Raw genomic sequence first — 23,737 nt, 5'->3', positions numbered from 1 at the left:
GCTTTCGCGAGACGATCGGTGAAGGGAACTCTATGGTTTGAGCATGATCTTGTCGGAAAACCGGGGGACCACTTTTCCGGATCATGCTCAGTGGATACGCCGGTACACGCCGGTGAGCACGTCGGCCCACCCTTCCGCGTCAGGCGAGAACTGGATTTTCATGTTGTAGGTGTTGTCGTCGACGACCTCGTAGACGTGACGGGCATTGCCGCGCAGCGAGCCGCGCACCAGGATCAGCGACTTGCCCGCCCAGCCACCGGACGCCGGCGACGGCGGGTAGTAGCCGAGCGAGTCGTGCCAGAACAACTTGTAGGCCCGATCGTCGCGGTCGTAGGTGAACACGCCGTGGGTGGCGAAGCTCTCCTTGCCGTCGCGCGTCTGCACGCTGTCCTGGATCAGGTAGAAGCCGTTGAGCGCGATGCGCGCAACGACATGCGAGGTGGCCGGACCGCCCGCGGTCCAGCGCGACGGATAGACCATCTCTTCGCCGCTCCACTCGCCCGCAAACGCCGCGAGCTTGCGGTGTTCGTCCAGCGGTGTCGGAGCGTCGAGATGATCGGCCATCGTTAGCCTCCCTTGACGGCTTTCACGATCTTCTGTGCAGCGTCATCGAGGTTGTCGGCGGGCAGGACGTTGAGGCCGCTCTCGCGGATGATCTTCTTGCCCTGCTCGACATTGGTGCCTTCGAGGCGCACCACCAGCGGCACCTTGAGGCCGACCTGCTTCACCGCGGCGACCACGCCCTCGGCGATCACGTCGCACTTCATGATGCCGCCGAAGATGTTGACCAGGATGCCCTTCACGTTCGGATCGGCAGTGATGATCTTGAACGCGGCCGCGACCTTCTCGACGCTGGCGCCGCCGCCGACATCGAGGAAGTTCGCCGGCTCCATGCCGTACAGCTTGATGATGTCCATGGTCGCCATGGCGAGGCCGGCGCCGTTGACCATGCAGCCGATCGTGCCGTCGAGCGCGACATAGTTGAGGTCGTATTTCGACGCCTCGATCTCCTTGGCGTCTTCCTCGGTCTCGTCGCGCAGCGCGACGACGTCGGGATGGCGGTACAGCGCGTTGCTGTCGAACGACACCTTGGCGTCGAGCACGCGGAGCTGGCCCTGCTTGGTGACGACGAGCGGATTGATTTCGAGCATCGCCATGTCCTTGGCGACGAAGGCGGCATAGAGCTGACTGGTCAGCTTCTCGGCCTGCTTGGCGAGATCGCCCTTCAGCTTCAACGCCTCGGCGACGGTGCGGCCGTGATGCGGCATGATGCCGGTCGCGGGATCGACCGAGAAGGAGACGATCTTCTCCGGGGTCGAATGCGCGACCTCCTCGATGTTGACGCCACCCTCGGTCGAAACCACGAAGGAGACTTCGGAGGTCTCGCGATTGACCAGGATCGAGAGGTAGAACTCCTTGTCGATGTCGGAGCCTTCCTCGATGTAGAGGCGGTTGACCTGCTTGCCGTGCGGACCGGTCTGCACCGTGACCAGCGTCGCGCCGAGCATCTGCTTGGCGAACTCGGCGACCTCGGCGGCCGACTTGGCGATGCGGACGCCGCCCTTGTCGCCGGCCGATGCTTCCTTGAACTTGCCCTTGCCGCGGCCGCCGGCATGGATCTGGCTCTTCACCACCCAGATCGGGCCGGGCAGCTGCTTGGCCGCCGCGTCGGCCTCTTCCGGCTTCAGCACCGGCACGCCGCGCGAGATCGGCACGCCGAATTCATGCAGCAAAGCCTTGGCCTGGTATTCATGGATATTCATGGAAAGACGCTCCCAAACCCTCGTGCGGCGACCTTTTACGTCAGCCTTGCGACTGGCATACCATATACCAAAGCTCGCGCAACTAAAAAATCCGCCGGAATTTCATCGCCTTGCACCCGATAGACGATTGAAATCGCCTATCGGGTCATTGCCATTCGAGATTACTTGCCGAGCAGATCGGGCGCGATCTTCTTGCAGGCGTCGACCAGGCCCTGCACCGCACCGACCGACTTGTCGAAAGCCTCGCGGTCCTTGCCCGCCAGTTCGATCTCGACGATGCGCTCGACACCCTTGGCGCCGACCACGACCGGCACGCCGACATACATGTCCTTCACGCCGTACTCGCCGTTGAGATAGGCGGCGCAGGGCAGCACGCGCTTCTTGTCCTTCAGGTAGCTCTCGGCCATCGCGATCGCGGACGCCGCCGGCGCGTAGAAGGCGGAGCCGGTCTTGAGCAGGTTGACGATCTCGGCGCCGCCGTTGCGGGTGCGGTCGACGATCTCATCGATGCGCGCCTGCGAGGTCCAGCCCATCTTGACGAGGTCGGGCAGCGGAATGCCGGCGACGGTCGAGTAGCGGGTCAGCGGCACCATGGTGTCGCCATGGCCGCCCAGCACGAAAGCGGTGACGTCCTCGACCGAGACGTTGAATTCGTCGGCCAGGAAATAGCGGAAACGCGCGGAGTCGAGCACGCCGGCCATGCCGACCACCTTCTTGTGCGGCAGGCCCGAGGCCTTCTGCAGCGCCCACACCATGGCGTCGAGCGGGTTGGTGATGCAGATGACGAACGCGTCGGGCGCGTACTTCTTGATGCCGGCGCCGACCTGCTCCATGACCTTGAGGTTGATGGAGAGGAGATCGTCGCGGCTCATGCCGGGCTTGCGCGGCACGCCGGCGGTGACGATGCAGACCTTGGCGCCGTCGAGCGCTTCATAGGAATTGGCGCCGACCAGATTGGAATCGAAACCGTCGACCGGCGACGACTGCGCAATGTCGAGCGCTTTGCCCTGCGGCACGCCCTCGGCAATATCGAACAGCACGACGTCTCCGAGTTCCTTGAGGCCGACGAGGTGCGCCAGCGTTCCGCCGATCTGTCCGGAGCCAATCAGAGCAATCTTGTCGCGTGCCATGGGAAATCAGTCCTTTGAACTGTGTACGGGAGGGAGGGAAGTCGGTTGCGAGGGTGGTTATCCCTTTCGAATGATCCATTCAAGTCGCGGCCTGCCCGATTGCAGGCCCTGCCTGGAATTCGATCAGGCATGCCAGCAACATCCGCCCCGGAGACACGAAAAGTTGCTCCGAACCGGACCGCGCGCAAGACGGAATTTCAGGTCTCGACCAGGCCGGTCGACGCGCCGCTCGCCGAGGAGTCCTTCCGGCCGTGCGGCAGCGCCAGGTAGGATTCCGAGCTCATCTCGATCAGGCGCGAGGACGTGCGCCTGAACTCCATCGCCTCGACGCCGTCGGTCGCAAGGTACAGCGACACCGGATCGGCCTCGGCCGAGGCCATCAGCTTCACGGCATTGTCATAGAGCGTGTCGATCAGCGAGATGAAGCGCTTGGCGGCATTGCGCTCGGCGTAATCCATCACCGGAATGTGGTCGATCAGGATCGTGTGGTAGTCGTGCGCGAGCCTGAGATAGTCGGACGCGGCCAGCGGCTTCTCGCAGATGTCCATGAAGCTGAAGCGCGCGACGCCGTGCGCCGAGCAGGGCACGTTCAGGATGCGTCCCTTGATCGGAATGAGGCGCGCCTTGCACGGCGCATTGCCGGTCATCTTGCGCCAGGCCGCGTTGAGCGCGGCATCGGCCGCGTCATCTGCGGGCACCAGCCACATCTTGACGCCGACGAGTTTCTCCAGCCGGAAGTCGGTGCGCGCATCGAGCCGCAACACGTCCATGTGGTCGGATATCTGCGCAATGAACGGCAGGAACAGCGCGCGATTGAGCCCACCCTTGTAGAGATCGTCAGGCGCAACGTTCGACGTCGCGACCACGACGGTGCCGAGATCGAACAGCTTTGCGAACAGCCGGCCGAGGATCATCGCATCCGCGATGTCGGTGACGTGAAATTCGTCGAAGCAGAGCAGCCAGGCTTCGTCGAAGATCGCCTGCGCGGTGAGCGCGATCACGTCGCCATCGGCGATCTCGCCGCGCGCGATCTGCTGACGGTAGCCGTAGATGCGCTCATGCGCCTCGGCCATGAATTCGTGGAAGTGCGCGCGGCGCTTGTGTTCGACCGGGCTCTGCTGGAAGAACAGATCCATCAGCATGGTCTTGCCGCGGCCGACCTCGCCGTGGACGTAGAGCCCGCGCGGCGGCTTGTCATCCTTGTCGCCGCCGAACAGCCGCCCGAACAGGCCTTGCTTGCGCTGCGGCTTGTAGCTCGCGAGCCGCTCATCCAGCGCGCCGAACGCCTCGGCGGCGCGGGCCTGCGCGGGATCGGCCTCGATCGCGCCGGAGGCGACCAGGGACTTGTAGTGCTCGAGAAAGGAACTGGGCGAGGTGGACAGCATGAGCCCACCTTACGGCCCTAGTGCGCGGCAAATTGCAAGCCGTGAATTGTGCCGGTGGCTATGCAGGCAGGTATGCAAGCGCGAACCCCTGCATACCACGGCCGGCCGCATGAGCCACGTCGGGTGTCTCAAGCCGCGATCTCAAGGGACCTCACGCGCAGAGCGCGTAGGAATCCTCGACCACATAGGGGCCGCCGCCTGTCGACGCGCGCGACGAGAACAGCACGAAGCGGTCCGCCATGAAAGTGCGGCTCGGGAAGTAGCCGCGCACGGACAGATAATCCGCGACGTCCTGGCTCGAAGCGTCATGCAAACGCGCGAGCGTGACATGTGGCGTGAATTTTCTGCCCTCGGGATCGAGCCCCATCCGCTGCATCATCCGCTCGAGCTCCGCCTGCAGTTCTATCAGCGGCCGGCTCGGCTCGACGGCGGCAACCACCGCGCGCGGCTTGCGTCCGCCGAAGCTCGACAGGCCTTGCAGTTTGACCTCGAACGGCTTGCGGTTCACCCGAAACAGCATCGACGCGATCTCGTTGGCCCAGATGCCATCGATATCGCCGATGAAGCGCAGAGTGACGTGATAATTTTCGGGATCGATCCAGCGCGCGCCGGGAAGGCCGCCACGCAAGCTGGAGAGGGTTTGGCCGATCTCGGCCGGAATTTCCAGTCCGGTGAACAGACGCGGCATCGCAATAATCCTCGATGCTTGGCGCGAGTTTTGGGAGCCCGCACCCTGTAACAGCCCGGCGACGAATCACCGATGCCTATTTGTACCCGAGATATGTGACTCTGCGAAGCATGACCCGTTAACAGCTCGTAAACCTACGGACACGACACGGCTCACTGCCTGCGCTTCAACTGCGTTGCCCTGATATTGCGCCGAGAAATGCCTCCACTGTGGGCAGGATATTTTTCACAACGATGTCCACACCCTCCGCCGTCGGATGCATGCCGTCGGCCTGATTGATCTTCGGATTAGCAGCAACGCCGTCGAGGAAGAACGGATAGAGCGGCACGCCAAGGGCCTTCGAGAGATCCGGATAGATCGCGTTGAACTTCGCTGCATACTCACTGCCATAGTTCGGTGGCGCGAGCATGCCGCACAAGAGCACGGCGATCTTGCGCGCCTGCAACTTTGTGATGATGTCGGACAGCGCGGCACGCGTGACGGCGGGATCGATGCCGCGCAAGGCATCGTTGGCACCGAGCTCGATGATCACGGCATCGGTTCCATCAGGCACCGACCAGTCGAGCCGCTCGCGGCCGCCCGAGGCGGTGTCCCCGGACACCCCGGCATTGGTCATCTCGACCTTTATCCCCTTGGCTTCCAACGCCTTTTGCAGCCGGATCGGGAACGCCGCCGGGCCCGGGAGGCCGTACCCGGCGCTCAGGGAATCGCCCAGTACCACCATCTTGATCGGCTTCGCCGGTCCTTTCTCCGGGCCATTTTCCAATCCAGGCGTCTGCGCGCTGGCCGCCGTCATCAAGCCCATAAGCAACACGAGTATGTGCACGAAGATTCTCAACCGGCCCTCGACCGCAGCCGCGGAAGTGCCATATGACCGAACCATGGACAGTCTCATCGAATCCTCTTCACTGACCGACGTCGAGCCGGACACCATTGCCGTCAGCAACGTCAATCTCTCGCTCGGCACCGGCGCGGCACGGGTCCATATCCTCAAAGATATCAGCCTTCGTGTGGCGGCGGGTGAGGCCATCGGCCTGATCGGCCCGTCGGGCTCGGGCAAGTCGACCTTGCTGATGGTGATGGCGGGGCTCGAACGTCCTGACAGTGGAGAAGTGGTCGTCAACGGCACCTCGTTCAATGCCCTCGATGAAGATGCGCTGGCGCGCTTCCGCGGCCGCCAGGTCGGCATCGTCTTCCAGTCGTTCCACCTGATCCCGACCATGACGGCGCTGGAGAATGTCGCGGTGCCGCTCGAGCTCGCCGGCAATCCCGATGCCGCCACGCGCGCCGCGCAGGAGCTGCAATCGGTCGGGCTCGGCGAGCGCCTGCATCACTATCCGACGCAACTCTCCGGCGGCGAGCAGCAGCGCGTCGCGATCGCGCGCGCGCTCGCGCCCGATCCAGCGATCCTCGTTGCCGACGAGCCGACCGGGAATCTCGACGAGACGACGGGCAAGCAGATCGTCGACCTGTTGTTCACCAAGCACGCCGAGCGCGGCATGACGCTGGTGCTGGTGACGCACGATCTCGCGCTCGCGCAGCGCTGCGACCGCGTCGTGCGGCTGCGCTCCGGCCGCATCGACGGACAATCAACTACATGAGCTTTGCCACCACATGAGCATCGCGTCCGAAGTCGCGCTGCAGGGCCGCGCGTCGTCGCTTGCCTTCCGTTATGCGCTGCGCGAACTGCGTGGCGGCCTGCGCGGCTTCTACGTGTTCATCGCCTGCATCGCGCTCGGCGTGATGGCGATTGCCGGCGTCGGCTCGGTCGCCGCCAGCCTCGGCGACGGCCTTTCGCGCGAAGGACGCACGCTGCTCGGCGGCGATGCCGCGTTCTCGCTGATCTCGCGCGAGGCCAAGCCCGACGAGGTCGCCTATCTGCGCACGCGGGGCGAGGTTTCGATCGCGGCCACGCTCCGCGCGATGGCGCGCAGCAATGACGGCAAGCTGGCGCTGGTCGAGCTCAAGGCCGTCGACAACAAATATCCGATGCTCGGCGAGCTGACGCTCGAGCCGAACATGCCGGTCGCCGAACTGCTCGCCGAACGCGACGGCGCCTATGGCGCGGCCGCCGATTCGACGTTGCTGGCGCGGCTCGACCTGAAGCTCGGCGACCGCGTCACCATCGGCAGCGCGACCTACCAGATCCGCAGCGTGGTGGTGGCCGAGCCCGACAAGCTCGCCGGCGGCGTCGGCCTCGGGCCGCGCTTCCTGATCAGCGAAGCCAGCCTGCACGCCACCGACCTGCTGCAACCGGGCAGCCTGGTGCGCTGGATCTACCGGGTGAAACTGCCCGACGGCGCCAATGACGATCGCGCCACCACCGCGCTGATCGACGGCGCGCGCAGCGCCGCGCCGGAGGCCGGCTGGGAGGTCCGCAGCCGCAGCAATGCCTCACCGCAGCTCGAGCGCACCATCAACCGCTTCACCCAATTCCTGACCCTGGTCGGCCTCGCGGCGCTGCTGGTCGGCGGTGTCGGCGTCGCCAACGCGGTGAAGAGCCACATCGACCGGCGCCGCGACGTCATCGCTTCGTTCAAGGCGCTCGGCGCCACCGGCCGCGACGTCTTCACGATCTACTGCACGCAGGTGGTGGTGCTGGCCGGGATCGGCTCGGTGATCGGGCTCGTGCTCGGCGCCGCGCTGCCCTTCGTCATCGTCGGCCTGTTCGGCAAGCTGCTGCCGCTGCCGGTGGTGCCCGCGCTGCATCCCGACGAGCTCGCGCTGTCCTTCCTCTACGGCCAGCTCACCGCGCTGGCATTCGGGCTGTGGCCGCTCGGCCGCGTTCATGACGTGCCGGTCGCAGCGCTGTTCCGCGAGACCGTCACCAGCGAGTGGCATCGCCCGCGCTGGAGCTATCTGGCGCTGATGGCCGTGGTGATCGCGCTCCTGATCGGCGTCGCGATCGGGCTTGCCTATGACAAGCGGGTCGCCGCCGTGTTCGTCGCCTCGTCGATCGCGGTGTTCCTGCTGTTGCGCGGAATCGCCGAGCTCCTGATGGCGGTGGCGCGGCGGCTGCCGCGCAGCCGCATGACCATGCTGCGGCTCGCGATCGCCAACATCCACCGGCCGGGCGCGCTGACGCCGTCGGTGGTGCTGTCGCTGGGGCTCGGGCTCGCGGTGCTCGTCACCATCACCCAGATCGACGGCAATCTGCGCCGGCAGTTCCTGGCCGCGCTGCCGGAGCGGGCGCCGTCGTTCTTCTTCATCGACATCCCCTCCACCGAAGCCGACCGCTTCAATGCCTTCCTGGCCAAGATCGCCGCCCGCTCGACCGTCGAGGACGTTCCGATGCTGCGCGGGCGCATCGTGGCCGCGCGCGGCGTCAAGGCCGACCAGCTGAAGCCGTCAGTCGATTCGGAATGGGTGCTGCAGAGCGACCGCGGCCTGACCTATACCGGCGAAATTCCCAAGGGCTCGAAGATCGTCGAGGGCGAATGGTGGGGGCCGGACTACAGCGGCCCCCCGCTGGTCTCGATGGAGAAGAAGATCGCCGACGGCCTGTCCCTGAAGATCGGCGACGAGATCGTCGTCAACGTGCTCGGCCGCGACGTGCCGGCGAAGATCGCCAACTTGCGCAACATCGACTGGCAGGGCCTCGGCATCAATTTCGTGCTGGTTTTCTCGCCGAATGCCTTCAAGGGCGCGCCGCACAGCCATGTCGCGACCCTGACGGAACCACACGCCGATTCCGCGGACGATGCGCGCATCATCAAGCAGGTCGCCGACGCGTTCCCGATGGTGACCAGCGTGCGGGTCCGCGAGGCGCTGGAGACGGTCGGCAGCGTGGTCAGCAATCTGGTGCTGGCGATCCGCGGCGCCAGCGCCGTGACGCTGATCTCGGCGATCCTGGTGCTCGGCGGCGCGCTCGCGGCCGGACACCGCCACCGCGTCTATGACGCCGTGATTCTCAAGACGCTCGGCGCGACGCGGGTGCGATTGCTCGGCGCCTACGCGCTGGAGTATCTGATGATCGGTTTTGCAACCGCCGTGTTCGGGGTGATCGCCGGCTCGATCGCGGCCTGGCTGATCGTGACGCGGCTGATGACGCTGAGTTTTATCTGGCAGGCCGGCAGCGCCGCGCTGGTCGTGGTCGCCGCGCTGGTCGTCACGGTCGGACTGGGGCTCGCCGGGACGCTGCTCGCGCTAAACCAGAAGCCGGCCTCAGTGTTGCGGAATTTGTGACAAAATGTAGCGGCGCGAGCGCCGTTTTTGCCTATGATGCTAGGGCAGAGCGACATTCGGCCGCGCGTGGAAGCTTGCGTCGGATGTGTTAATTTCCCACATACCAATCGGGTCGGATAGTCGGTTTGAATGACACGGAATTAATGTTCCGCAAACCGAGCCATCTGAGATAGATTTACGACCGGCGCCGCAAATCCCTTGCGCTCCACCGGGACCAACCACGGGAATTCGACCATGTCGGACCTAGACCGCAACTACGCTTCTCCTTTCGGCCGGGCCGCCGGGCGCATTGACGCTGCGGCCGTCGACGCCGGTCTGCGCGCCTACATGCTGCGCATCTACAACTACATGAGCATCGGCCTGGCCATCACCGGCCTCGCCGCGCTCGGCGTCTACATGGGTGCGGTGACGACCGACCAGTCGGCCGCCGTCGCCAAGTTCGGCAACGCCTATCTGACGCAGTTCGGCTACGCGATGTTCGTGAGCCCGCTGAAGTGGCTGTTCATCCTCGCCCCTCTGGCGATGGTGTTCGTCATCTCGGCCGGCATCAACCGCCTGCAGCCCGCGACCGCCCAACTCCTGTTCTGGGTGTTCTCGGCGCTGATGGGTCTGTCGCTGTCGTCGATCTTCCTGGTGTACACGCACACCTCGATCGTGCGCGTGTTCTTCATCACCGCGGCGACGTTCGGTGCGCTGAGCCTCTACGGCTACACCACCAAGCGTGACATGAGCGGCATGGGCTCGTTCCTGTTCATGGGTCTGATCGGCATCATCATCGCGAGCCTGGTCAACCTGTTCCTGGCGAGCTCGGCGCTGCAGTTCATCGTGTCGGTGGTCGGCGTGCTGGTGTTCGCGGGCCTCACCGCCTGGGACACCCAGCGGCTGAAGAACGACTACATCTACGGCTACGCCTCGCAGGGTGGCGTGATGGCAGAGCGTGCGGCAATTACGGGTGCGCTGTCGCTCTACCTGAACTTCATCAACCTGTTCACGCTGCTCCTGCAGCTGCTCGGCCAGCGCGACTAAGCGCCTCGAGCGAGCCATCAAATCCAAGCCCCGGCCATCCCGCCGGGGCTTTTCTTTTGGGCGAGGCGAGATGTGGCGTAGCCCGGATGAAGCGCAGCGAAATCCGGGGCAAGTTCATCCATGGCTTCGGCATTTGTAGCCCGGATGAGCGAAGCGATATCCGGGGAAGTTGTACCCGGGTGGTGAGACCCTCCCGGATGTCGCTTCGCTCATCCGGGCTACGAGAAATCCCTACACCAGCGACAGCTTGCGGTCGATCACAAGCAGCACGCGTTCGAGTTCATGGCCGCGGCGCAGGATCAGGCCGGTCGCGGAAATCACGCTGTACATGCCCTGCTTGCGCGCAAGCCGGGGGTCCTTCTCGATCCGGTAGATCGGCACTTCCGACGCGCGCCGGAACACCGAGAACACGGCACGGTCCTTCAGGAAGTCGATCGCATAGTCGCGCCACTCGCCGTCGGCGACCATGCGGCCGTAGAGATTGAGAATGCGGTTGAGCTCAAGTCGATCGAAAGTCACGCGGTTGGGCTGAGGAGTCGCGGCGGCGGTGCGCGCCGCGGCACGACTCCCGCTCGGATCAGTGTCCTCCGAAATCAAACTCATCGAGCGCCTCCTGTCACCTCGGTGACGATCGGGTTCCGAAGGCCCCTCTTCGGGCTCGTCACGAGAGTGACATGATCGCGCTAAGCGAGGGGGCCCGCAAGGGGCCAATCGCAATGCAACCGGGCCTTAACCACCGCCGCGCGCGGCGGATTGTCCGGAAAACCGCAGAGTCACGGGAACGTTAGCGGAATCATATTGCTGCCCCACTTCCGCCCATCGCCCGCCCCGCTGCCCTGCGAAAAGGAAATCCTGCGTTGGCCCGGTCCTTTCGGTTCCGGATTCCTCAGCCCCCAGCCCCCCGGGGCCGTCGGGATCGGGCCTGTTCGCAGGGGAGTCAAATCCCAACACTGGGCCAACGAAAGTTGGTCCTTTTTGTTTTTGGGACCTGTGCAAGCGAGACGCGCGCAAAGCCCCGGCGCCTTCCTTTCGGCAAATCACTGGATGCACGTTCGTCGCCATGCGCGGCTGCACGACAACATGCGTGCGGTCCAACGACGCGACGGGCGGAAGCCGGCGCACCGCGCTTGACCGCAGCGAGGCGCTAGTGAAGCGAGGTGAAGGCAGCGCCGAGCATCGGGCCCGGCTTCTCGCGGTTGCCGTCCTGGACGTACACCGCCGCAGCATCGACGCCGTCACGCGTGATGTTCTCCAGCGGCACGGTCCAGCTCCCGGACGAACCGTTCCAGTCACCGACCTTGAGGAGATTGCGCACCACGTTGTGGTAGGTGATCTCGCGGCCGCGGTTCTCGCCGCGCGCGATCGAGATCGGCACCGACTTCGAGATCGAGCAGATCCAGACCTCGCCGCGCGACACTGCGGGTGACTTCGATGCGGCGACCGACACGTTGATCTGCTTGCCGGTCAGCGTCATCGTCACCGGCACCGACATCACGCTGCCGCTCCTTTCGGTGCTCTTGATGGCGTCCTCGATACTGGCGCGATCGCTGCCGATCACATGCGCGGAGCCGTTGATCACGGCCTGCGGCGTGTAGACGTCGCGATCGCCGCGCACATGTGAATAGGCCTTCTGGCGCGCGCTGAAACGGGAATCGGCCAGCGTGTCCTTCCAGCCGAGATAATCCCAATAGTCGATCGGCATGCTCAGCGCGATGACGTTGGGGTCCTTCGCGAGGTCACCGATGATCTTGTCCGCGGGCGGACAGGACGAGCATCCCTGCGAGGTGAAGAGTTCGACGACGGCACGCGGATCGGCGTGGGCGGGGCGGATGATCGCGACGATTGCGCAGATACCAAGGGCGCTCGACCATCGCGAGATACAGTTATAGGCCATCATCGCTGTCATACTGCGAACCAGTCGTGATGATTTCCATCCGTAATTGTACGGAGCATGAAGTCTGTCCCTGAACTTGCGTGCCCCAAAACGCGAGAAAGCGGCCTTTTCATAGGCCGCCTTCTTTTTAGTCGCTACTCACTAAGCGGTGAGGCACCGATCACAAATCCGCGTTAGGCCGCGAGTTTGCGCAGCACATAATGCAGGATGCCGCCGTTGCGATAGTAATCGAGCTCGTCCAGCGTATCGATGCGGCAGAGCAGCGGGACATCCTTCTTGCCGCCGTCGGCGGAGACGATTTCGGCCGTCAGCGTCTGGCGCGGCTTCAAATCGCCTTGCAGCCCGCGGATCGTGACCTTTTCGTCGCCCTTGAGGCCGAGCGAGGACCACGACGTGCCGTCCTGGAAGGTGAGCGGAAGCACACCCATGCCGACCAGGTTGGAGCGATGGATGCGCTCGAAGCTCTGGCAGATCACCGCCCGGACGCCGAGCAGGCGCGTGCCCTTCGCGGCCCAGTCGCGCGACGAGCCGTTGCCGTATTCGGCGCCGGCGAACACCACCAACGGCACGCCTTCCGCCTGGTACTTCATCGCGGCGTCGTAGATCGACATCTGCTCGCCGTCGGGCCAGTGCTTGGTCAAACCGCCTTCCGGAATATTGCCGTCGGCACCCTTCAGCATGAAGTTCTTGATGCGGATGTTGGCGAAGGTGCCGCGCATCATCACTTCATGGTTGCCACGCCGCGTGCCGTACTGGTTGAAGTCGGCGGGGCGCACCTGGTGCTCGCTGAGGAACTTGCCGGCGGGCGAGGTCAGCTTGATCGAACCGGCCGGCGAGATGTGGTCGGTGGTGATCTTGTCGCCGAACATCGCGAGGATCCGTGCATCGACCACGTCGGTGACCGGGTCGGGCTGCTTCTTCATGCCCTCGAAGTAGGGCGGGTTCTGCACATAGGTCGAGCTCATGTTCCAGCGATAGGTCTCGCTTTCCGTGGTCTTGATCTTGCGCCAGTTGGTATCGCCCTTGAACACGTCGGCGTACTTCTTCTTGAAGATCGTCGCGGTGACGTACTTCTTCATGAAGGCGTTGATCTCCTTGGCGGTCGGCCAGATGTCCTTGAGGAACACCGGCTTGCCGTCCTTGCCGATGCCGAGCGGCTCGACTGCGAGATCCTTGGTCACGGTGCCGGCGAGCGCATGCGCGACGACGAGCGGCGGCGAAGCGAGGTAGTTCGCCTGCACGTCGGGCGAGACGCGGCCTTCGAAGTTGCGGTTGCCCGACAGCACGGCGGCGGCGACGATGCCGTTTTCATTGATCGACTTCGAGATATCTTCGGGCAGCGGGCCGGAATTGCCGATACAGGTGGTGCAGCCGAAGCCGACCAGGTTGAAGCCGACCTTGTCGAGATCGGCCTGCAGGCCGGAGTTGGCGAGATACTCCGCCACCACCTGGCTGCCCGGCGCGAGCGAGGTCTTCACCCACGGCTTGGCCTTGAGGCCCTTGGCGGCGGCCTTGCGCGCCAAGAGGCCGGCGCCGATCAGCACGCTCGGATTGGAGGTGTTGGTGCAGGAGGTGATCGCCGCGATGACGACGTCGCCATGGCCGAGATCAAAATCACGGCCCTCGACCGCATAGCGCTTCTGCTCGCCCTCGGGCTTCTTGTATTCGCCGACCAGCGCGGTCGCGAAACCGGTCGACACCGCCGGCAGCGCGATGCGGCCCTCGGGGCGCTTCGGGCCGGCCATCGACGGCACGACGTCGCCGAGGTCGAGCGTCAGCGTGGTGGTGAACACCGGATCGGCCGACTTGGCGGTGCGGAACAGGCCCTGCGCCTTGGCATAGGCCTGCACCAGCTTGACGCGATCGGCCTTGCGGCCAGAGGTCTTCAGGTAATCGATGGTCGCGGCATCGACCGGGAAGAAGCCGCAGGTCGCGCCGTATTCGGGCGCCATGTTGCCGATGGTCGCCTTGTCCGCGACCGAGAGATAATCGAGGCCCGGGCCGAAGAACTCCACGAACTTGCCGACCACGCCGAGCTTGCGCAGCATCTGGGTGACGGTCAGCACGAGGTCGGTGGCGGTGACGCCTTCCTTGAGCTGGCCCTTGAGCTTGAAGCCGACCACTTCCGGCAGCAGCATCGACAGCGGCTGGCCGAGCATGCAGGCCTCCGCCTCGATGCCGCCGACGCCCCAGCCGAGCACGGCGAGGCCGTTCACCATCGTGGTGTGCGAGTCGGTGCCGACCAGCGAGTCGGGATAGGCGACCTCGAAGGTGCCGGTCTTCCGGCCGACCGTCATCTTCTCCTTCTTGGTCCACACCGTCTGCGCGAGATATTCGAGATTGACCTGGTGGCAGATGCCGGTGCCGGGCGGCACCACCGAGAAGTTCGAGAACGCCTTCTGGCCCCACTTCAGGAACTCGTAGCGCTCCTGGTTCTGCTTGTATTCCTCGGTGACGTTCTTCGCGAACGCCTTGTTGTCACCGAAGAAGTTGACGATCACCGAGTGGTCGATGACGAGATCGACCGGCACCAGCGGGTTGATCTTCTCGGCATCGCCGCCGAGGTTCTGCATCGCGTTGCGCATCGCCGCGAGGTCGACCACGGCCGGGACGCCGGTGAAATCCTGCATCAGGACGCGCGCCGGGCGGAACGCGATTTCGTGCTCGAGCTGGCGCTTCTTCAGCCACTTCGACACCGCAACGATGTCTTCCTTCTTGACGGTGCGGCCGTCCTCGTTGCGCAGCAGGTTCTCCAGCAGAACCTTCATCGAATACGGCAGCTTCGAAATCCCCTTCAGTCCGTTCTTCTCTGCCTGGGGCAGGCTGTAATAGACGTAGGACTTGCCGCCGACCTTCAGGGTCTTGCGGCATTTGAAGCTGTCGAGCGAGGTCATGCGAGGAATCCCAATTCTCAGTTATACCCGGCAAGGGTAACTAAACACCGGCGATCGGCACTGGCCAAGGGATGGCCTGGGGTGGGTTGCGGCCGCCGATTGTGTGTGCTGCATCAAGTTCCGGGCTTATAGAACCTTTCTAGAAGCACCGCCACACCGACAAGCGTGCGACAGCGTTGCGCGACCCAAAAATTCTCACGCGGTAGCGAAAGATTTCAGAGGGCTGTGACAAGACGAACCATGCGGCTCTCGGGACGAAATCTGAAATGCGTGCGCGGCGGACGCGAGGTGTTTGCCGGCCTCGATCTGTCGGCCACGGCCGGCGAGGCGCTCGCCATCACCGGCCCCAACGGCGCCGGCAAGACCTCGCTGCTGCGCGTCCTCGCCGGGCTATTGGTTCCCGCCGAGGGTGTGGTCGCGCTCGAAGGCGGCGACGCCGAGCTCAGCCTGCCCGAGCAGGCCCACTATCTCGGCCACCGCGACGCCCTGAAGCCGGCGCTGAGCGTTGCGGAAAATCTGTCCTTCTGGCGGGAATTCCTCGGCGGCGAGACCGAGGACGCCGGCCACTGCCTTGCCGCGGTGGCGCTCGACCACGCCGCGCACCTGCCGGCGGCCTATCTTTCCGCCGGCCAGCGCCGCCGCCTGTCGATCGCGCGCCTGCTCTCGGTGCGGCGGCCGGTGTGGCTGCTGGACGAGCCGACATCGGCACTCGATGCGGCCGGACAGGCGCTGTTCGTCGACCTGATGCGCGGCCATCTCGCCGGCGGCGGCCTGATCGTCGCGGCGACGCATCTGCCGCTCGGCATCGATGCGCGCGATCTGCGGATGGGAGGCGCGGCATGAGCGCGCTTGGCGCCTTGATCCGCCGCGACATCCGCATCGCGCTGCGCGTCGGCGGCGGCGCGCTGATCGGCGTGCTGTTCTTCCTCACCGTCACGGTGCTGATGCCGTTCGCGGTCGGACCGGATCTCGCGCTGCTGTCGCGGCTCGGCCCCGCCATCCTCTGGCTCGGCGCACTGCTGGCGAGCCTGCTCACGCTCGACCGGCTGTTCACGGCCGACCACGAGGACGGCTCGCTCGACCTCATCGTGATGAGCCGGACGCCGCTGGAACTCGCCTGCGCCGCCAAGGCACTGGCACACTGGATCGCCGCCGGCCTGCCGCTGATCGTCGCAACCCCGGTGCTCGGCCTGCTGCTCAATCTCGACGGCACCGCGACGCTCGCGGTCGCCGCGACGCTGCTGGCGGGAACACCGGCGCTGACTTTCACCGGCATGATCGGCGCGGCATTGGCCGTGACGCTGCATCGCGGCGGGCTATTGCTGGCGGTGCTGGTGCTGCCGCTGTCGATCCCGGTGCTGATCTTCGGGGTTGCGGCCTCGCAGGCGGCGATATCGGGGCCTTTGCCCTTTGGAACACCGTTCTCGATCCTCTGCGCGCTGTCGCTTGCCAGCCTCGTGATCGGCCCCTTTGCCGCCGCCGCGAGCCTGCGGCACGGGCTGGACTGAAATGAGCCCGATCAAATCTCGCCGAGAGGAAATCGGCCAATTGCCTGCGACACATCGGACGACTATCAGGGTGCCATGAAGCTGACCGCGACGCTGACCGACCTCGCCAATCCGACCAAGTTTCTGGCGCTGACCGCGCGCATCCTGCCGTGGCTCGCGGGCGTGACCGCGATCCTGCTCGCGATCGGGCTCTACCAGTCGGCGATGGCGCCCGACGACTACCAGCAGGGCGCCACGGTGAAGATCATGTTCATCCACGTGCCGAATGCGTGGCTGTCGATGTTCGTCTGGGGCGTCATGAGCGTGGCCGCGCTCGGCACCTTGGTGTGGCGGCATCCGCTCGCTGACGTCGCCGCGAAGGCCGCCGCTCCGATCGGCGCCGCCTTCACCTTCCTTGCGCTCGTCACCGGCTCGCTGTGGGGCCGGCCGATGTGGGGCACCTATTGGGAATGGGATGCGCGCCTGACCTCGGTCTTGATCCTGTTCCTGATGTATCTCGGCCTGATGGCGCTGTGGCGCGCGGTGGATGACCCGTCGCGTGCGGCGCGGGCGGCGGCGGTGCTCACGCTGGTGGGCGCGATCAACATCCCGATCATCAAGTTCTCGGTCGACTGGTGGAACACGCTGCATCAGCCGGCCTCGGTGTTTCGCGCCGGCGGGCCGACGCTCGACAAGGCGTTCCTATGGCCGCTGCTGGTGATGGCGATCGCGTTCTCGCTGCTGTTCATCACCTTGCACCTGGCGGCGATGCGCAACGAGATCCTGCGCCGCCGCGTGCGCAACCTGCAGATGATGCAGGCGAGCCGCGTCTCGTTCACGAGCGAGGTGAGCGGCGGTTCGCAAGGAACCGCGTCAAACGAAATTGGAGCGGCGTGATACGATGGCGCTTGGTCCCTACGCCTCCTTCATCGTGACGTCCTACGTGCTGGTCGCGGCGGTCGTGCTGCTGCTGATCGTCTGGATCATCGCCGACTATCGCCGGCAACAGTCGCGTCTCAGGGAGATCGAGGCCAGCGGCGTGACGCGCCGCTCCGGCCGCAGCGCAGCGGATATAAGATGAGCGATCAGGCGACCAACAGCCCGCCGCAAGCCCGCCGCCTGCTGGTAGTGCTGCCGCTGGTGATCTTCCTCGGCCTCGCCGGGCTGTTCCTGCTGCGGCTCTATGGCGGCGATCCCTCGAAAATCCCGTCGGCGCTGATCGGCCGGCCGGCGCCGCAGACCGCGCTGCCCGCGCTCGACGGCCTGGTGCGGGACGGCGCGCCGGTCCCCGGTCTCGATCCCGCCGCCTTCAAGGGCAAGGTCTCGGTCGTCAATGTCTGGGCGTCGTGGTGCGTGCCGTGTCACGACGAGGCGCCGCTGCTGACCGAGCTCGGCCGCGACAAGCGCTTCCAGATCATCGGCATCAACTACAAGGACTCGCCCGAGAATGCCCGGCGCTTCCTCGGCCGCTACGGCAATCCATTCGGCATCGTCGGCGTCGACGGCAACGGCCGCGCCTCGATCGAATGGGGCGTCTATGGCGTGCCCGAGACCTTCCTGGTCGGGCGCGAGGGCACCATCGTCTACAAGCTGGTCGGCCCGGTGACCCCGGACAACGTCAACAGCGTGCTCAAGGCCGAGATCGAGAAGGCGCTGCGCGCGAACAAGTAATCGCGTCGGCATGCCGTGACTCGCGAACCTGAATCGCGCATGAATAACGCGAGAAAACACCTGCGGCATAATACTTCGACACGTTTATCTGCGGTTCATTTCGCGGCCACGGCAACGCCATGAACGCACCCCCAACTCAGTGGCGTTGACATCAACGTTCCTCTGGAGGGGACATATGCGCAAGACCACGCTCGCTTCACTTCTCGCCACCGCACTCACGCTCGGCATGATCACGGCGTCGCCGTCGATGGCCCAGACTCCGCAGCCGGCTGCGCCCGCCGCGAAGTCCGAGAGCAAGATGGCTCCCGCCCCGAAGGCCGCCACCCCTGAGTTGAAGACGACGGGAATGGCGAAGGACGACCTGCTCGACATCAACAGCGCCAGCACCGACCAGCTCGACGCGCTGCCGGGCGTCGGCAAGGCCTATTCGGCCGCGATCATCAAGGGCCGCCCCTACAAGGGCAAGGATGAACTGGTGCAGAAGAACATCCTGCCGCAGGCGACCTACGACAAGATCAAGGACAAGATCGTCGCCAAGCAGAAGAGCTGAGGCGGCTCACTTCACCTCTCCCCGTTCTTTACGGGGAGAGGTCGAAATTCGCGCGAAGCGGGAATTTCGGGTGAGGGGCTTTGGACGGTGTTTGTCACAAACTCCGAGCCTATCCGTGGAGAGACCGCTCACCCCAACCCTCTCCCCGCAGAGCGGGGCGAGGGAGCAGAGTGCTGATCACCCCTTCCGCACGTCGCCCGCGTCGGCCTCGCTCGCCTCCAGCGAGACCGGCTCGAGGTGATAGCGCTTGGTCAGGGGCATCTGGGCGATGGCGAAGATCATGGTCAGCGGCGTCACGCCGAACACCTTGAAGTTCACCCAGAAGTCCGTGGTCTGCGTGCGCCAGACCAGCTCGTTGAGAACCGCCATGCCGGCGAAGAACAGCGCCCAGCGCATGGTGAGGATGCGCCAGCCCTGCGGCGTCAGGTTGAACACCTGGTCGAACATGATGGCGATGAAGGACCGGCCGAAGAAGAGCCCGCCGCCGAGCACGGCCGCGAACAAGCCATAGATGATGGTCGGCTTGACCTTGATGAAGGTCTCGTCGTGCAGCACCAGCGTCAGCGTCCCGAACACCAGCACGATCGCGCCGGTCACCAGCGCCATGATCGGCACGTGCCTGGTCACCACATAGGATGCGATCATTGCGGCCACGATCGCCACCATGAACGCGCCGGTCGCGACGAACAGGTGGTACTTCGCGTTGGCGATAAAGAACACGAGCAGCGGCCCGAGTTCGGTCGCCAGCTTGAACAACGGATGCGGCTGGGTCTTGTCCATCAATCGATTCCAGCAATTGCCTTGGCAAAATCCTTCGCCGCGAAGGGCGCGAGGTCCTCGACGCCTTCGCCGACGCCGATGAAATGCACCGGCAGCTTGTGCTTCTCCGACAGCGCGACAAGGATGCCGCCGCGCGCCGTGCCGTCAAGCTTGGTCATCACGAGCCCCGTGACGCCTGCCGTACGATGAAATGCCTCGACTTGCGACAACGCATTTTGTCCCACCGTGGCGTCAAGCACGAGCAGCACCGCGTGCGGCGCCGACGCATCGACCTTCCTGATGACGCGCACGACCTTCTCGAGCTCGTTCATCAGCTCGGACTTGTTCTGCAGACGTCCGGCGGTGTCGATCAGCAGCACGTCGCGCGCCTGCTCCTTGGCCGCGGTCAGCGCGCTGAAGGCAAGGCTCGCCGAATCGGAGCCCTGGGCGCCTGATATCACCGGCGACTTGGTGCGCTCGCCCCAGACCTTGAGCTGCTCGATCGCCGCGGCGCGGAAGGTGTCGCCGGCGGCCAGCATGACCTTGCGACCCTCGGCGGAGAATTTCGCCGCCAGCTTGCCGATCGTCGTGGTCTTGCCGGAGCCGTTGACGCCGACCACCAGGACGACGAACGGCTTTTTTCCGGCATCGATCTCGAGCGGCTTCGCCACCGGCGCCAGCACCTTCTCGACCTCGGTCGCGACGACGTCCTTGACCTCGTCGGCGGAGATCGCCTTGTCGTAGCGGCCCTTGCCGACCGCCTCGGCAATGCGGACCGCGACATCGGTGCCGAGGTCGGCGCGCAGCAGAACATCCTCGATGTCGTCGAGCATGGCCGAATCGAGCTTGCGCTTGGTGACGAGGTCGGCGACCGCGGTCCCGATCGAACTCGAGGTCCGCTTCAGGCCGCCCTTCAGCCGCTGCCACCAGCTCTGTTTTGGAGTTCCCGCAGTGGTATCGTTCATGGCGCGGCTGTGTTAGCCGTTTCGCACTCCAAACGAAAGTCTCGACGAATTGATCGATGTTCCCCAATTGACTGCGGAAGAAATCCTGGGCCGGGTGCTCCACCGCGACGGGCTGATGCTGGTGATCGACAAGCCGGCCGGCCTGCCGGTGCATCGCGGTCCCAAGGGCGGCCCCAATCTGGAAGCCTCGTTCGACGCGCTGCGGTTCGGCCTGCCGCGGCCGCCGGTGCTGGCGCATCGGCTGGACAAGGACACGTCCGGCTGCCTCGTCCTGGGACGCCACCGCAAGGCGACCGCCTCGCTCGGGCTGTTGTTCAAGCACAGCAAGATCTCGAAGACCTATTGGACCGTGGTCGAGGGCGGCCCCGCCGAGGATGAAGGCACCATCGACATGCCGCTCGGCCGGCTCAATGCCGAGCGCGGCTGGTGGCAGAAGCCGGACCCGGATGGCCAGAAGGCGATCACCAACTGGAAGGTGCTGGGGCGTGGCGACGGCCTCACCTGGCTCGCGATGGAGCCGGTCACCGGCCGCACCCATCAGCTGCGGGTGCACTCGGCGGCGATGGGCTGGCCGATCGTCGGCGACAATATCTATGGCAACGGTCCGCGCTTCGGCGAGCCGACCTTGCATCTGCATTCCCGCGAGATCGGCATCCCGATCTCCAGGAACAAGGACCCGGTGCATGTGGTCGCGCCGGCGCCCGAACACATGCGGGAGCGGCTCAAGGCCTGCGGCTGGAACGGGCAGTAGCCTCCGTGATTTTACGGACAATTATCCTTTACGGAACATTCAGGCCCATCGGATAGTCCTGCAGGCGGCTTAGAAAAAGCGCGCCGCGACGGCTCAGGACGAGCAATGCTGAATGAAGGGCAAGCAATTGTCGACGAGGTCGAGGCTGCGATACGCGCAGGCTCCGCCGATAAATGCCTGGCCACAGCAAGGCGCGTCACCAGCCTTTTCCTCGCATCCGCCGGCAAGTTCAACAGCGAACAGATCGAGTTGTTCGACAACGTGCTCGAGCGTCTGGTGAAGACCATCGAGTTGCGCGCCCTCGCCGACATCAGCGCCCGGATGGCACTCACCGACATCAGCGAACAGCTCGCACCGGTCGCCCAGGCACCGCCCGCGATCATTCGCCGCCTCGCCAGCAATGACGAGATCAGGATCGCGCGGCCGATCCTGCAGGAATCGTCGCGGCTCAGCGCGGACGACCTCGTCGAGATCGCACGGACCAAGAGCGAGCAGCATCTGCTCGCCGTCGCCGGCCGCTGGTGGCTGAAGGAGGTCGTCACCGACGCGCTTCTGGCGCGCCGCTTTGCGAGCGTGAGCCACCGCCTTGTCAGCAATCCCGGCGCCAAAGTATCGCCGGGCGGATTTGCCGTCATCCTCGCGCAGGCCGAGCACGATCCGGTGCTTGCGGTGCAGACCGGGATCCGCGCCGATCTGCCCTCGGAGCTCCGTCTTCAGCTGCTGCACGACGCAACGGAAGAGGTTCGCGCCCGTCTGCTGGAACGCGCGCCGGCACATCTGTTCGAGGAAATCCGCAATGCGATCGCAGCGGTCGCCGCCGGCGTCGAGCGCGACATGGCCCGGGTTCGCGACTTCGCCGCGGCCAGGCGTCACATCGCAAAGCTGAAGGACGCCGGCGATCTCAACGAGGCCGCCCTGCTCGGCCTCGCCAGACAGCGGATGTATGAAGAAACCATCGTTGCGCTGGCCGACCTTGCGCATGCAAGCATCGAGGTGATCCGTCCCCTGATGCAAAGCCTCCGTAGCGAAGGTCTGCTGGTGCCCTGCCGGGTCGCGGGGCTCAGCTGGGAGACGACGGCCGCGGTGATGGAATGCCGCTATTCGACCGGATCGATGGGGCCGGTCGAGCTCGCCAACGCCAGGAGCCAGTTCACACGATTGACGCACGCCAACGCCGACCGCCTGCTGCGGTTCTGGCAGGTCCGCGCGTCACAACCGGCAAAGCCCGGCCATCGCAGTCGTTGATGATCTCGCGCGCAATGTCGCGACCGATTCCGAATTGACCGGTCAAGCAAAGTATTCGGTGCCACCACCCGCGCATGCGGATGGTCCAGCATTCCAGCAGCGACACCGATTCGTCGCGCGACTTTCTCCGCACACTCCACCGTCGTCCCGGCCTAGTGCGCAATTGCGCACTAGTACCCGGAATCAGAGCTGAGTGATACGGCGGCCTTTGAAACGGCGTTGCCGGACCTTTTTCTTGGTCCAGACGAAGGGCTCGGCTCTGTCGTTGTATGCGTTGACGTAGGCATCGATGTGTTCCTGAAGCTGCTTGAGGCTCGTGAAGGAGGTGCCGCTGAGCGACTGCCCCTGCAAGATGGAAAACCATACTTCGACCTGATTGAGCCATGACGCACTTGTCGGCGTGAAATGAAATTGCACGTTGGGGTGGGCCTTGAGCCAGTCCTCGTTCTTTTTATGGGTGTTGAGGTTGTCGAGGATGACGTGAAGCTTGCGGTTCGGAAAAGTCGCGGTGACGCTGTTCATGAAATCGAGAAACTCGACGCGGCGCCGGCGTTTTGAATGGGTCGCGATGATCTTTCCGGTGGCGACTTCGAGCGCCGCAAACAATGTTGTGGTGCCATGCCGCTTGTAATCGTGGCTTTGGCCGGTTAAGGCGCGGCCATTGGGCAACTTCAGATAACCCTGCGCTCGCTCCAAAGCCTGGATCGAGGGCTTCTCGTCCACGCACAGCACAATGGCCTTCGCCGGCGGCGCGACATAGAGGCCGACAACATCGGCGGCTTTGGCCGTAAAGTTCGGGTCGTTGCTCTCGCACCAGGACTTGCGAGCCACCAGGTCAATCTTGTGGCTGCGCAGGAACCGCCAGACATATTGGACATCGACATCGCCCAGCGCCTCGGCCAGCAGGGGGCCGGTCCAGCGCGCAAACCCTTGCGGTGGCGGCTTATCCAGCAGCTTCAGAATCCGCTTGTCGGTCGTCTTCGTATAAATCGGCTGCTTGCCAGGCCGCGGCTTGTCTTGCAGCCCTTCAAGGCCATGGTCGGCATAGCGATGCCGCCAAAGGCTGACAATCCGCGGCTGGACCCCAACTTCCTTGGCGATCGACCGGGTGCTGCGCCCATCCGCCGCCAACAGAACTATCCGCGCCCGCTTCAAATCGCGCTGCAACGTCACCGGTGAGCGACAGCACGCCTCAAGCACCTTGCGATCTTTCCTCGAAAGGTGGACTTCTCTTGCTTCGGGTATCATCCCGACCTTGAATCACGACTCACGTTCCAAGAAAAGTGGGTACTAGGCCGGGACGACAGCGAATATATAGCACGACCGGTGAGTGATACCTACTGA

At 64.7% G+C, this 23,737-nt stretch carries 23 protein-coding genes; 11 read left to right on the top strand and 12 right to left on the bottom strand.

Annotation, left to right across the window (positions count from 1 at the left end; all coding sequences use genetic code 11):
- Positions 1-87 precede the first annotated feature (87 nt).
- From XI02_RS02120 to XI02_RS02095, 6 genes are all read right to left on the bottom strand, one after another.
- Positions 88-564: a DUF1579 family protein gene (locus XI02_RS02120; protein WP_016845086.1), complete on the bottom strand. Its 477-nt coding sequence runs from the start codon at positions 562-564 to the stop codon at positions 88-90.
- Positions 565-566: 2 nt separating this feature from the next.
- On the bottom strand, positions 567-1,763 hold the full coding sequence (gene sucC, locus XI02_RS02115) for an ADP-forming succinate--CoA ligase subunit beta (RefSeq protein ID WP_016845085.1): 1,197 nt from the start codon (positions 1,761-1,763) through the stop codon (positions 567-569).
- A gap of 161 nt (positions 1,764-1,924) precedes the next feature.
- Positions 1,925-2,893 (bottom strand): malate dehydrogenase, encoded by a 969-nt coding sequence (gene mdh / locus XI02_RS02110; protein WP_016845084.1) that lies wholly within the window; start codon positions 2,891-2,893, stop codon positions 1,925-1,927.
- Between the two features lie 197 nt (positions 2,894-3,090).
- A complete protein-coding gene (gene zapE / locus XI02_RS02105) occupies positions 3,091-4,278 on the bottom strand; it encodes a cell division protein ZapE (RefSeq protein ID WP_194483361.1) in 1,188 nt (395 codons plus the stop codon).
- Positions 4,279-4,429: 151 nt separating this feature from the next.
- Positions 4,430-4,966: an RNA 2',3'-cyclic phosphodiesterase gene (thpR, locus tag XI02_RS02100; RefSeq protein ID WP_016845082.1), complete on the bottom strand. Its 537-nt coding sequence runs from the start codon at positions 4,964-4,966 to the stop codon at positions 4,430-4,432.
- Positions 4,967-5,132: 166 nt separating this feature from the next.
- A complete protein-coding gene (locus XI02_RS02095; RefSeq protein ID WP_026192096.1) occupies positions 5,133-5,792 on the bottom strand; it encodes an arylesterase in 660 nt (219 codons plus the stop codon).
- Positions 5,793-5,847: 55 nt separating this feature from the next.
- Between XI02_RS02095 and XI02_RS02090 the strand changes: the two genes are divergently transcribed.
- The 3 genes from XI02_RS02090 to XI02_RS02080 all read left to right on the top strand — a co-directional run bounded on the left by XI02_RS02090 (position 5,848) and on the right by XI02_RS02080 (position 10,177).
- Positions 5,848-6,567 carry an ABC transporter ATP-binding protein gene (locus tag XI02_RS02090; protein ID WP_069277322.1) on the top strand — a complete coding sequence of 240 codons (720 nt, stop codon included), beginning with the start codon at positions 5,848-5,850 and terminating at the stop codon, positions 6,565-6,567.
- Between the two features lie 13 nt (positions 6,568-6,580).
- Entirely contained in the window at positions 6,581-9,151 is a 2,571-nt protein-coding gene (locus XI02_RS02085; protein WP_172646105.1) for an ABC transporter permease, read from the top strand.
- A 234-nt stretch (positions 9,152-9,385) separates the two neighbouring features.
- Positions 9,386-10,177 (top strand): Bax inhibitor-1/YccA family protein, encoded by a 792-nt coding sequence (locus tag XI02_RS02080; protein ID WP_021078796.1) that lies wholly within the window; start codon positions 9,386-9,388, stop codon positions 10,175-10,177.
- Positions 10,178-10,408: 231 nt separating this feature from the next.
- Here the strand turns inward: XI02_RS02080 and XI02_RS02075 are convergent, their stop codons facing one another.
- From XI02_RS02075 to acnA, 3 genes are all read right to left on the bottom strand, one after another.
- Positions 10,409-10,780: a DUF2794 domain-containing protein gene (locus XI02_RS02075; protein ID WP_016845076.1), complete on the bottom strand. Its 372-nt coding sequence runs from the start codon at positions 10,778-10,780 to the stop codon at positions 10,409-10,411.
- Positions 10,781-11,321: 541 nt separating this feature from the next.
- Complete coding sequence (locus XI02_RS02070) at positions 11,322-12,083, bottom strand: thioredoxin family protein (protein WP_016845075.1); 762 nt, start codon at positions 12,081-12,083, stop codon at positions 11,322-11,324.
- A gap of 161 nt (positions 12,084-12,244) precedes the next feature.
- Positions 12,245-14,965 (bottom strand): aconitate hydratase AcnA, encoded by a 2,721-nt coding sequence (acnA, locus tag XI02_RS02065; RefSeq protein ID WP_172646106.1) that lies wholly within the window; start codon positions 14,963-14,965, stop codon positions 12,245-12,247.
- 240 nt (positions 14,966-15,205) lie between these two features.
- Here acnA and ccmA point away from each other — a divergent pair, with 240 nt between their 5' ends.
- The 6 genes from ccmA (at position 15,206) to XI02_RS02035 (ending at position 18,673) form a co-directional block, all read left to right on the top strand.
- Positions 15,206-15,808 carry a heme ABC exporter ATP-binding protein CcmA gene (ccmA, locus tag XI02_RS02060; protein WP_069277279.1) on the top strand — a complete coding sequence of 201 codons (603 nt, stop codon included), beginning with the start codon at positions 15,206-15,208 and terminating at the stop codon, positions 15,806-15,808.
- The gene (ccmB, locus tag XI02_RS02055; protein ID WP_018269392.1) at positions 15,805-16,473 is read left to right on the top strand and encodes a heme exporter protein CcmB; all 669 of its coding nucleotides are present in this window, start codon (positions 15,805-15,807) and stop codon (positions 16,471-16,473) included. Before ccmA ends, ccmB begins: the two co-directional genes overlap by 4 nt.
- A 75-nt stretch (positions 16,474-16,548) precedes the next feature.
- Complete coding sequence (locus XI02_RS02050; RefSeq protein ID WP_172646107.1) at positions 16,549-17,349, top strand: heme ABC transporter permease; 801 nt, start codon at positions 16,549-16,551, stop codon at positions 17,347-17,349.
- A 4-nt stretch (positions 17,350-17,353) separates the two neighbouring features.
- Positions 17,354-17,533: a heme exporter protein CcmD gene (gene ccmD, locus XI02_RS02045; RefSeq protein WP_172646108.1), complete on the top strand. Its 180-nt coding sequence runs from the start codon at positions 17,354-17,356 to the stop codon at positions 17,531-17,533.
- Positions 17,530-18,123: a DsbE family thiol:disulfide interchange protein gene (locus XI02_RS02040; protein ID WP_069277276.1), complete on the top strand. Its 594-nt coding sequence runs from the start codon at positions 17,530-17,532 to the stop codon at positions 18,121-18,123. Before ccmD ends, XI02_RS02040 begins: the two co-directional genes overlap by 4 nt.
- Before the next feature lie 175 nt (positions 18,124-18,298).
- Positions 18,299-18,673 carry a helix-hairpin-helix domain-containing protein gene (locus tag XI02_RS02035; protein WP_069277275.1) on the top strand — a complete coding sequence of 125 codons (375 nt, stop codon included), beginning with the start codon at positions 18,299-18,301 and terminating at the stop codon, positions 18,671-18,673.
- 177 nt (positions 18,674-18,850) lie between these two features.
- On the opposite strand, the gene XI02_RS02030 is transcribed toward XI02_RS02035, so the two are convergent.
- Positions 18,851-19,453 carry a septation protein A gene (locus XI02_RS02030; RefSeq protein WP_069277274.1) on the bottom strand — a complete coding sequence of 201 codons (603 nt, stop codon included), beginning with the start codon at positions 19,451-19,453 and terminating at the stop codon, positions 18,851-18,853.
- Positions 19,453-20,397 carry a signal recognition particle-docking protein FtsY gene (gene ftsY, locus XI02_RS02025; RefSeq protein WP_016845066.1) on the bottom strand — a complete coding sequence of 315 codons (945 nt, stop codon included), beginning with the start codon at positions 20,395-20,397 and terminating at the stop codon, positions 19,453-19,455. Before ftsY ends, XI02_RS02030 begins: the two co-directional genes overlap by 1 nt.
- Before the next feature lie 49 nt (positions 20,398-20,446).
- Here ftsY and XI02_RS02020 point away from each other — a divergent pair, with 49 nt between their 5' ends.
- Both XI02_RS02020 and XI02_RS02015 read left to right on the top strand, forming a co-directional pair.
- Positions 20,447-21,148: an RluA family pseudouridine synthase gene (locus XI02_RS02020; protein WP_026192094.1), complete on the top strand. Its 702-nt coding sequence runs from the start codon at positions 20,447-20,449 to the stop codon at positions 21,146-21,148.
- Positions 21,149-21,253: 105 nt separating this feature from the next.
- Positions 21,254-22,393 carry a DUF2336 domain-containing protein gene (locus XI02_RS02015; RefSeq protein WP_172646109.1) on the top strand — a complete coding sequence of 380 codons (1,140 nt, stop codon included), beginning with the start codon at positions 21,254-21,256 and terminating at the stop codon, positions 22,391-22,393.
- A gap of 183 nt (positions 22,394-22,576) precedes the next feature.
- On the opposite strand, the gene XI02_RS02010 is transcribed toward XI02_RS02015, so the two are convergent.
- Positions 22,577-23,641 carry an IS630-like element ISRj1 family transposase gene (locus XI02_RS02010; protein WP_011084514.1) on the bottom strand — a complete coding sequence of 355 codons (1,065 nt, stop codon included), beginning with the start codon at positions 23,639-23,641 and terminating at the stop codon, positions 22,577-22,579.
- Positions 23,642-23,737: the final 96 nt, after the last annotated feature.

It is taken from the genome of Bradyrhizobium sp. CCBAU 21365, assembly GCF_015291305.1.
Lineage (GTDB): Bacteria > Pseudomonadota > Alphaproteobacteria > Rhizobiales > Xanthobacteraceae > Bradyrhizobium > Bradyrhizobium elkanii.
The sequence above is the reverse complement of the archived record's forward strand: the minus strand, read 5'-3'. Positions and strand labels throughout refer to the sequence as shown.